The following is an 8237-nucleotide window of genomic DNA, read 5'->3' on the forward strand; positions in this document are numbered from 1 at the left end:
GCACACCACCAAAATAGCTTTCATCTAACTCTACTTCGCCATCGAAAAGTTCATGTGCTTGTAGTGCTAAATGATGGCTGATAACGAGACGAATTTTTCGATAAAACAAGATGGCAGTATTGGCTTNAATGCCAAGCAAATCTGCTGCTGATCGTGCTGTTACTTCTAATACAAAAAATTCAAGCAGTTTTCTTTGTATAGATTTCTTTAGTTTACAATTGGTTATCTTCATTTTTGTAGCTTAGCATAAGTGCTAATCTACTTCAGCCCCTTAAAATCCGATGCTGCGATGGATAACGCATTGCTTTTTAAAGAAGAAATATCTTCTTTAACCAGATTAAAATCAATATTTGAAACCGTGTTTTTTAATGAAACGACTTTATCTTTGATTGCATCAAAATCTATTCCAGTTACTTTTTCTTTTAGTGAAAGCACTGTCTCTTTTACAGTCTCGATTCCAGAATCGAACATTAATACCTCCCAAGGGCAAAAATCGAAAAATAAAATGTGTTATTACTTAAGTTATTTCAGTTTTGTGGTTGAAAAGATTAACTTAGTTAGTTGAAAAATGAATTTTTATATAATACCTATAAAAGGTGAAAAATAGTAACCTAACTATATCAGTAAATTGATTAATTCTCTATATTATTAGATAGGCGTTAATTTCTGGTCTAACCTCTAATAAAGGGAAGAATAAGCGTGGGTAAACGTTAGAAATAAAAAAGGGCGTATTTTTGAAAACACGCCCTGATTGAGAGTTTATTTTAATTTTTTAACTCGGGAGTTAAACAAGGTTGTAGTTTGGTAAGAATTTGTTTGGTGATACGAGAACCACCGGCGACAATATTGCCTGATTTGAGGTAGTTGTGTCCGCCGACAAAATCGGTTACTAAACCGCCGGCTTCACGAACAATTAAGTCACCTGCTGCGCAATCCCAAGGTTTCAATCCCATTTCAAAATAGCCGTCAATACGACTTGATGCTACATAGCAAAGATCCAATGCAGCTGAACCTGTGCGGCGGAAATCAGCACATTCTTCGATTAATGCGCCGATCATTTCAAGATGAACAGGAATATAGCGTTTGATTTTGAATGGGAAGCCGGTAGCAATAATTGCACCGTTTAATTCGGTACGGCTATCCAAGCGTAAGCGATATTCATTTAACTTCGCTCCTTCGCCGCGAACCGCTGTGAACAATTCATTACGGATTGGATCATAAACTACGCCGACTTCAGTACGACCTTTAACGCGAACAGCGATTGAAATGGAAAAATGCGGTAAACCTTTTACAAAGTTAGTGGTTCCATCCAGCGGATCAATAACCCATTGCACTTCGTTATCGCCTTCCAACGCACCGCTTTCTTCGCCAATAATGGTGTGGGTTGGATAAGATTTACGAATAATATCAATAATGGCAGCTTCAGAGGCGCGATCTATATTGGTGACATAATCATTAGCACTTTTTTCTCTGGTTTCGATTTCATCTCGGCGCTCAAAACCTTTGGCAACAATGTTGCCTGCCTTTCGTGCAGCACGAATGGCAATATTTAACATTGGATTCATTATTTTCTCCACTGGATTTTAAAGAACGGATTTAAGTTTGATAAATTTCGGCGTGCATTATAGGGAATGTTGGTTTAAATTGCGAGTCATTTTCTTAAGGAAAATATGTTAAAATCCGCCATTATTTTTATCCAATCGTTTCATTATGTCATTAGATCAGATCAAAATTGTATTAGTTGAAACATCTCATCCGGGGAATATCGGCTCTGCGGCGAGAGCAATGAAAACGATGGGATTATCTCAACTTTATTTAGTTTCACCAAAAGTCCAGCCTAATGAAGAAAGTATTGCCTTGTCTGCTGGAGCGGATGATGTAGTTAGACAGGCTCATATTGTCCCTTCTTTTGAAGAGGCGATTGCTGATTGTTCATTGGTAATTGGTACCAGTGCGAGAGCTAGACACCTGTCAACCACTGCTGTAACGCCGCGAGATTGTGGGGAGTTGGCGATTGTACGTTCGACACAAGGAAAAGTGGCAATTGTTTTTGGTCGTGAACGGATCGGTTTAACTAATGAGGAACTGTTGAAATGTCATTATCATCTTAATATTCCAGCAAATCCTGAGTATTCTTCATTAAATTTAGCGATGGCGGTGCAATTAGTCAGTTATGAAGTAAGAATGGCGTATTTGCAAAAACAGCAAGGTTATCAATTACATCATTCACAAGTTGCAGAGATACCGGCAAAAGGCGTGGTAGCAGAGGAGTTAGAATATTTCTTTAATAAAACGGAACAGATTTATCAGCAACTTGGTTTTATTCAAAACAGTGCGGTAATGAAAAAATTACGCCGTTTGTATTTGAGAACAGCAATTCAACGTAATGAACTGAATATTCTGCAAGGAATGTTGACCGCAGTAGAAAAAGTGATAACGGAAAATCATCGGAAATAGCAATAGTTAAAAACGGCGTAATAATACTTGACTGTTTTAGTAGGTTATGTGAAAATTTCCCACGTTTTAACAAGGTTAGGGAATTTGCGATGAAACTTACTTCAAAAGGGCGTTATGCAGTGACAGCAATTTTAGATATTGCGTTAAATGCAGGCAGCGGCCCTGTTACTTTAGCGGATATCTCTGAACGTCAAAAAATATCACTTTCTTATTTAGAACAATTATTTGCGAAATTACGTCGTCACGGTTTGGTTAAAAGTACTCGTGGGCCTGGTGGTGGCTATCAATTGGGCTATGCCAGCGAAGAAATTTCGATTGGTATGATTATTTCTGCAGTAAATGAGAATGTCCAAGCCACAAAATGTAAAAGCAAAGGAAATTGTCAGGATGGCGTTCAATGTTTAACCCATTCATTATGGCAAAAACTAAGTGATCGTATCGAAGATTTTTTAAATGAAATTACTGTCGCTGAATTGGTCAGTTCTCAACAAGAAAAAATGCAGCAGCGTTATCGCGCTGAGATCAGCGTACAGCAACATCTCGAAAGTATAGAAAGTTAAGCAACGTGCTTAACGAATTAATCGGAGTGAAAATGAAATTACCTATTTATTTAGACTATGCGGCAACTTGCCCTGTCGATGAACGTGTTGCAAAAAAAATGATGGATTATTTAACCATTGACGGAACATTCGGTAATCCGGCATCACGTTCGCATAAATTTGGCTGGCAAGCTGAAGAAGCAGTGGATGTCGCGCGTAATCATATTGCAGATTTAATCGGTGCGGATGCTCGTGAGATTGTGTTTACTTCCGGCGCAACTGAATCTGATAACTTGGCAATTAAAGGTGCGGCGCATTTTTATCAAACCAAAGGAAAACATATCATTACTTCAAAAACGGAGCATAAAGCGGTTTTGGATACTTGCCGCCAGTTGGAGCGCGAAGGCTTTGAAGTCACTTATTTATCTCCGAAATCAGACGGTTTAATCGATTTGGATGAACTTAAAGCGGCAATGCGTGATGACACCATTTTAGTGTCAATTATGCACGTAAATAATGAAATCGGTGTGATCCAAGATATTGAAAAAATTGGTGAAATTTGTCGTGAACGTAAGATTATTTTCCACGTTGATGCGACACAATCCGTTGGTAAATTACCGATTGATTTATCAAAATTGAAAGTAGACTTGATGTCTATGTCGGGGCATAAACTTTATGGGCCGAAAGGTATTGGTGCATTATATGTACGCCGTAAACCACGTGTGCGTTTAGAGGCGATTATTCACGGCGGTGGTCACGAAAGAGGAATGCGTTCAGGTACATTGCCGGTTCACCAAATTGTAGGTATGGGTGAAGCATATCGTATCTGCAAAGAAGAAATGGCGACTGAAATGCCACGTTTGACTGCGTTGCGCGATCGTTTATACAACGGTTTAAAAGATATTGAAGAAGTTTATGTCAACGGTTCAATGGAACATCGTGTCGGCACAAATTTAAATATGAGCTTCAATTATGTCGAAGGTGAATCTTTAATGATGTCATTGCGTGATATCGCAGTATCATCCGGTTCAGCCTGTACTTCTGCCAGCTTAGAGCCGTCTTATGTTTTGCGTGCTTTAGGCTTAAATGATGAGTTGGCACATAGTTCAATTCGTTTTACCGTAGGACGGTATACCACTGAAGAAGAAATTGACTACACCATTGATTTAGTGAAAAAAGCAGTCGCTAAATTGCGTGAACTTTCACCGCTTTGGGATATGTATAAAGAAGGCGTGGATTTTAGCACTGTTGAATGGTCTGCACATTAATAGGAGAAAATTATGGCATATAGTGAAAAAGTAATCGATCATTATGAAAATCCACGTAATGTCGGATCATTTGATAAAAAAGATCCGGCAGTCGGTAGCGGTATGGTTGGCGCGCCGGCGTGTGGTGATGTAATGCAGTTACAAATTAAAGTGAATGATAACGGCATTATCGAAGATGCTAAATTCAAAACTTACGGTTGTGGTTCTGCGATCGCTTCCAGCTCATTAATCACCGAATGGGTAAAAGGCAAATCATTGGATGAAGCGCAAGCAATTAAAAACAGTGATATTGCTGCTGAGCTTGAATTGCCGCCGGTAAAAGTGCACTGCTCAATTCTTGCAGAAGATGCGATTAAAGCAGCAATTGCCGATTATAAAGCAAAAAATAGTAAATAAATTTTTGGGTGCTATCGTGAGATAGCACCTTGCTCATTTAGGAGATTACGATGGGAATTTCATTGACCGAAAGTGCAGCACAGCGTGTAAGAGATTTTTTAGCGAATCGAGGCAAAGGAATTGGGCTGCGTTTAGGTATCAAAACTTCCGGTTGTTCCGGCTTGGCGTATGTTTTAGAGTTTGTTGATACATTGAATGAAGATGATCAGGTTTTTGAAGACAACGGCGTAAAAATTATTGTCGATAATAAAAGTTTGGTCTATTTGGACGGCACACAGCTCGATTTTGTGAAAGAAGGATTAAATGAAGGTTTTAAATTTACTAATCCTAATGTCAAAGATCAGTGCGGTTGTGGTGAAAGTTTTCACGTATAAGTATTGATAGAATTCTAAGTTATTGAAAAAATTATGTTTAATCCATTTGAACTATTTTCATTGCCGGTAAGTTTTCAAATCGATCCGACACAATTATCTCAACAATATTTGCAATTGCAAAAGCAGTTACATCCGGATAATTTTTCAACAGCGAGCGAACAGGAACAGCGTTTGGCTCTGCAGAAATCAACACAAGTGAATGACGCTTATCAGATCTTAAAAGATCCTATTCTACGCGCAGAAGCGATTCTTTCTTTAGCTTTAGATAAAGCGGTGGACAGTGAAAATACTACACACGATCTTGAGTTTTTAATGCAGCAAATGGAATTGCGTGAACAGCTTGAACAAGCACAGCAACAGCAGGATCAGGCGTTGCTGGCGCAGCTTAATTCACAAGTGCAGAAAAGTTATCAAGAAAATATCAAGACTTTGTCGGATAGCATTGAACGGCAGGATTGGAATAGTACTAAACAGACTATTGATAGATTAAAGTTTATCCGAAAATTACAACAAGAAATTGAACGTTTAGAAGAAAAATTATTTGATTTTTAACAGTGGGAAATAAGGTAAATGGCATTATTACAAATTGCGGAACCCGGACAAAGTGCTGCTCCGCATCAAACTCGATTAGCTGTCGGCATTGATCTCGGTACGACCAATTCATTGGTTGCAACTGTGCGCAGCGGTAAAGCGGATATTTTGTTAGATGAAAAGGAGCGCGCATTAATTCCTTCCGTTGTTTATTATGGCGCGGAACAACCGATGGTTGGCTATGAAGCCAAAGCGAATGCCGGACAAGATCCGCATAATACAATTATTTCTGTAAAACGTCTGATTGGACGTAGTTTGGTGGATGTGCAGAGCCGTTACCCGAATTTACCTTATCGTTTCCAAGCGAGTGAAAACGGCTTGCCGATGATTGTTACTCAGCAAGGCGTTCGCAGCCCAATTGAGGTATCAGCCGATATTTTACGCCGTTTAAGTTCATTGGCAGAAAAGCGTTTAGCCGGTGAATTGGTTGGTTGTGTGATCACTGTGCCTGCCTATTTTGATGATGCACAGCGTCAAGGCACAAAAGATGCAGCACGTTTAGCCGGTTTAAATGTGTTGCGTTTATTAAATGAACCGACTGCCGCCGCCATTGCTTATGGTTTGGATAGCGGACAGGAAGGCGTGATTGCGGTTTACGATCTTGGTGGCGGAACGTTCGATATTTCCATTCTTCGTTTAAGCAGGGGCGTTTTTGAAGTGTTGGCAACCGGCGGTGATACAGCACTCGGTGGCGATGACTTCGACCATCTGCTAGCGGATTATTTAGCGCAACAGGCAGATTTTATTGCTTCAACTGATCAAGAAAAACGCCGTTTATTGGATCTAGCTACCCAAGTAAAAATCGATTTAACACAAGCGGAAAAAGTTGAAGTCAATCTAAACAATCATTCGATTGTGATGGAGAGAGCAACATTTAATAGTCTTATCCAGCCATTAGTAAAACGTACTTTATTAGCGTGCCGTCGTGCATTGAAGGATGCCGGCGTTTCTGTTGATGAAGTGATTGAAACGGTAATGGTGGGCGGTTCTACTCGCGTGCCGTTTGTGCGTGAACAGGTCGCTGAATTTTTCGGAAAAGCGCCTCTAACATCGATTGATCCGGATAAAGTAGTGGCACTAGGTGCAGCTATTCAAGCGGATATTTTAGTTGGCAACAAGCCTGATAGTGAAATGTTGTTGTTGGATGTCATTCCGTTATCGCTCGGGATTGAAACAATGGGCGGATTGGTGGAAAAAATTATTCCACGTAATACGACAATTCCGGTCGCTAGAGCTCAGGAATTTACGACCTTTAAAGATGGACAAACTGCAATGTCGGTGCACGTTGTGCAAGGTGAACGTGAACTGGTACAGGATTGCCGTTCTTTAGCCAGATTCAGTTTAAAAGGTATTCCTCCGATGGTTGCAGGTGCAGCACACGTACGGGTAACTTATCAAGTGGATGCCGACGGTTTACTGAGTGTAACGGCGATGGAAAAATCTACCGGCGTTCATTCTTCAATTCAAGTGAAGCCGTCTTACGGTTTGACTGATGAAGAAATTACACAAATGATTAAGTCTTCGCACGAAAACGCTAAAGCGGATATGCAAGCGCGTGAATTGGCAGAGCAGCGAGTTGAGGCAGCGCGCGTATTGGAGAATGTGTATAGTGCATTGGCGGAAGATGCGGCATTATTAAATGAGCAGGAGTTGGCGGAAGTCAGAATGGCGGTAGAAAAATTGGAACAGTTGCAGCATCAGGAAGATAGCCAAAAAATTGCAGAAGGCATTAAACAATTAGATCAAGCGACTCGAAATTTTGCTGCTAAAAGAATGGATAATTCGATAAAACAAGCATTGGCCGGTCATTCGGTTGAGCAATTTACCGAATAAAATAATAAAAGGAAAACAGTATGCCAAAAATTGTATTTTTACCTAATGAAGAACATTGTCCGGAAGGAATGGTTATTGATGCTGAAACTGGCGAAAGCATTTTAGATGCCGCTTTACGCTCCGGAATTGAGATTGAACACGCTTGTGAAAAATCGTGTGCCTGTACAACTTGCCACGTGATTGTGCGTGAGGGTTTTGATTCATTGAATGAAAGCTCAGATTTGGAAGACGATATGTTGGATAAAGCGTGGGGGTTGGAAGTGGATAGCCGTTTAAGTTGCCAAGCCATTGTCGGCGATGAGGGTTTGGTGGTTGAGATTCCACGTTACACCATTAACCACGCGAAAGAGGAGCATTAAGATGAAATGGCAAGATTCACAGCAAATTGCAGAAGCATTGTATGATCGTTTTCCTGATCTTGATCCGCGAACCGTTCGTTTCACTGATTTGCACCGTTGGATTTGTGAATTGGAAGAGTTTGATGATGATCCGGAGAAATCAAATGAAAAAATCCTTGAAGCGATTTTTTTGTGTTGGTTAGATGAATTTGAGTAGTTTGTTTTGATCTAAAATAGAGAATTTGCTTATATTCACGATAAATTCAATAGGATAAAAGGTGCTAATAAGCACCTCAGACTGCTGACAAACCTCTAGACATACCTCTAGAGGTTTGATCTAATAGGCATATCGAAAAAAGGAAATGCCTATGCTCAAAAATACACCCTCACTCCAATATGAAATCGAGATGATAAGTCTCGAACAACTCGTTCCAAAAGACC

General features: G+C 40.0%; 11 protein-coding genes and 1 pseudogene. 9 read left to right on the top strand and 3 right to left on the bottom strand.

From position 1 onward, the window contains the following. The 3 genes and pseudogenes from A3EO_RS0111415 to suhB all read right to left on the bottom strand — a co-directional run. A pseudogene (locus A3EO_RS0111415) lies at positions 1 to 232 on the bottom strand (IS1595 family transposase); the annotation flags it as partial. 26 nt (positions 233 to 258) lie between these two features. Further along, complete coding sequence (locus A3EO_RS0111420) at positions 259 to 471, bottom strand: hypothetical protein (protein ID WP_018347243.1); 213 nt, start codon at positions 469 to 471, stop codon at positions 259 to 261. A 293-nt stretch (positions 472 to 764) separates the two neighbouring features. Continuing rightward, positions 765 to 1565 carry an inositol-1-monophosphatase gene (gene suhB / locus A3EO_RS0111425; protein WP_018347244.1) on the bottom strand — a complete coding sequence of 267 codons (801 nt, stop codon included), beginning with the start codon at positions 1563 to 1565 and terminating at the stop codon, positions 765 to 767. A 145-nt stretch (positions 1566 to 1710) separates the two neighbouring features. Between suhB and trmJ the strand changes: the two genes are divergently transcribed. The 9 genes from trmJ to iscX all read left to right on the top strand — a co-directional run bounded on the left by trmJ (position 1711) and on the right by iscX (position 8013). Further along, positions 1711 to 2457: a tRNA (cytosine(32)/uridine(32)-2'-O)-methyltransferase TrmJ gene (trmJ, locus tag A3EO_RS0111430; RefSeq protein ID WP_018347245.1), complete on the top strand. Its 747-nt coding sequence runs from the start codon at positions 1711 to 1713 to the stop codon at positions 2455 to 2457. A gap of 89 nt (positions 2458 to 2546) precedes the next feature. Further along, the gene (gene iscR / locus A3EO_RS0111435; protein ID WP_013746570.1) at positions 2547 to 3017 is read left to right on the top strand and encodes a Fe-S cluster assembly transcriptional regulator IscR; all 471 of its coding nucleotides are present in this window, start codon (positions 2547 to 2549) and stop codon (positions 3015 to 3017) included. 32 nt (positions 3018 to 3049) lie between these two features. After that, complete coding sequence (locus A3EO_RS0111440; protein ID WP_013746571.1) at positions 3050 to 4264, top strand: IscS subfamily cysteine desulfurase; 1215 nt, start codon at positions 3050 to 3052, stop codon at positions 4262 to 4264. 12 nt (positions 4265 to 4276) lie between these two features. Further along, positions 4277 to 4660, top strand: coding sequence for a Fe-S cluster assembly scaffold IscU (gene iscU, locus A3EO_RS0111445; protein ID WP_013746572.1), 384 nt, complete (start codon positions 4277 to 4279; stop codon positions 4658 to 4660). Between the two features lie 50 nt (positions 4661 to 4710). Beyond that, positions 4711 to 5034, top strand: a complete 324-nt coding sequence (iscA, locus tag A3EO_RS0111450; RefSeq protein WP_018347246.1) for an iron-sulfur cluster assembly protein IscA — start codon at positions 4711 to 4713, stop codon at positions 5032 to 5034. Between the two features lie 33 nt (positions 5035 to 5067). Continuing rightward, positions 5068 to 5586: a Fe-S protein assembly co-chaperone HscB gene (hscB, locus tag A3EO_RS0111455; protein WP_018347247.1), complete on the top strand. Its 519-nt coding sequence runs from the start codon at positions 5068 to 5070 to the stop codon at positions 5584 to 5586. Between the two features lie 18 nt (positions 5587 to 5604). After that, entirely contained in the window at positions 5605 to 7458 is a 1854-nt protein-coding gene (gene hscA / locus A3EO_RS0111460; RefSeq protein WP_018347248.1) for a Fe-S protein assembly chaperone HscA, read from the top strand. 20 nt (positions 7459 to 7478) lie between these two features. After that, positions 7479 to 7817 carry an ISC system 2Fe-2S type ferredoxin gene (fdx, locus tag A3EO_RS0111465; protein ID WP_018347249.1) on the top strand — a complete coding sequence of 113 codons (339 nt, stop codon included), beginning with the start codon at positions 7479 to 7481 and terminating at the stop codon, positions 7815 to 7817. Between the two features lies 1 nt (position 7818). After that, positions 7819 to 8013 carry a Fe-S cluster assembly protein IscX gene (iscX, locus tag A3EO_RS0111470; protein WP_018347250.1) on the top strand — a complete coding sequence of 65 codons (195 nt, stop codon included), beginning with the start codon at positions 7819 to 7821 and terminating at the stop codon, positions 8011 to 8013. The last annotated feature ends 224 nt before the right edge of the window (positions 8014 to 8237 follow it).

This window comes from Gallibacterium anatis DSM 16844 = F 149, from assembly GCF_000379785.1.
GTDB lineage: Bacteria > Pseudomonadota > Gammaproteobacteria > Enterobacterales > Pasteurellaceae > Gallibacterium > Gallibacterium anatis.

What these genes read in the sequence shown, in the direction of transcription:
- A3EO_RS0111420 (WP_018347243.1), bottom strand. Translation starts at nt 471, where the DNA reads ATGTTCGATTCTGGAATCGAGACTGTAAAAGAGACAGTGCTTTCACTA.
- suhB (WP_018347244.1), bottom strand. Translation starts at nt 1,565, where the DNA reads ATGAATCCAATGTTAAATATTGCCATTCGTGCTGCACGAAAGGCAGGC.
- trmJ (WP_018347245.1), top strand. Translation starts at nt 1,711, where the DNA reads ATGTCATTAGATCAGATCAAAATTGTATTAGTTGAAACATCTCATCCG.
- iscR (WP_013746570.1), top strand. Translation starts at nt 2,547, where the DNA reads ATGAAACTTACTTCAAAAGGGCGTTATGCAGTGACAGCAATTTTAGAT.
- A3EO_RS0111440 (WP_013746571.1), top strand. Translation starts at nt 3,050, where the DNA reads ATGAAATTACCTATTTATTTAGACTATGCGGCAACTTGCCCTGTCGAT.
- iscU (WP_013746572.1), top strand. Translation starts at nt 4,277, where the DNA reads ATGGCATATAGTGAAAAAGTAATCGATCATTATGAAAATCCACGTAAT.
- iscA (WP_018347246.1), top strand. Translation starts at nt 4,711, where the DNA reads ATGGGAATTTCATTGACCGAAAGTGCAGCACAGCGTGTAAGAGATTTT.
- hscB (WP_018347247.1), top strand. Translation starts at nt 5,068, where the DNA reads ATGTTTAATCCATTTGAACTATTTTCATTGCCGGTAAGTTTTCAAATC.
- hscA (WP_018347248.1), top strand. Translation starts at nt 5,605, where the DNA reads ATGGCATTATTACAAATTGCGGAACCCGGACAAAGTGCTGCTCCGCAT.
- fdx (WP_018347249.1), top strand. Translation starts at nt 7,479, where the DNA reads ATGCCAAAAATTGTATTTTTACCTAATGAAGAACATTGTCCGGAAGGA.
- iscX (WP_018347250.1), top strand. Translation starts at nt 7,819, where the DNA reads ATGAAATGGCAAGATTCACAGCAAATTGCAGAAGCATTGTATGATCGT.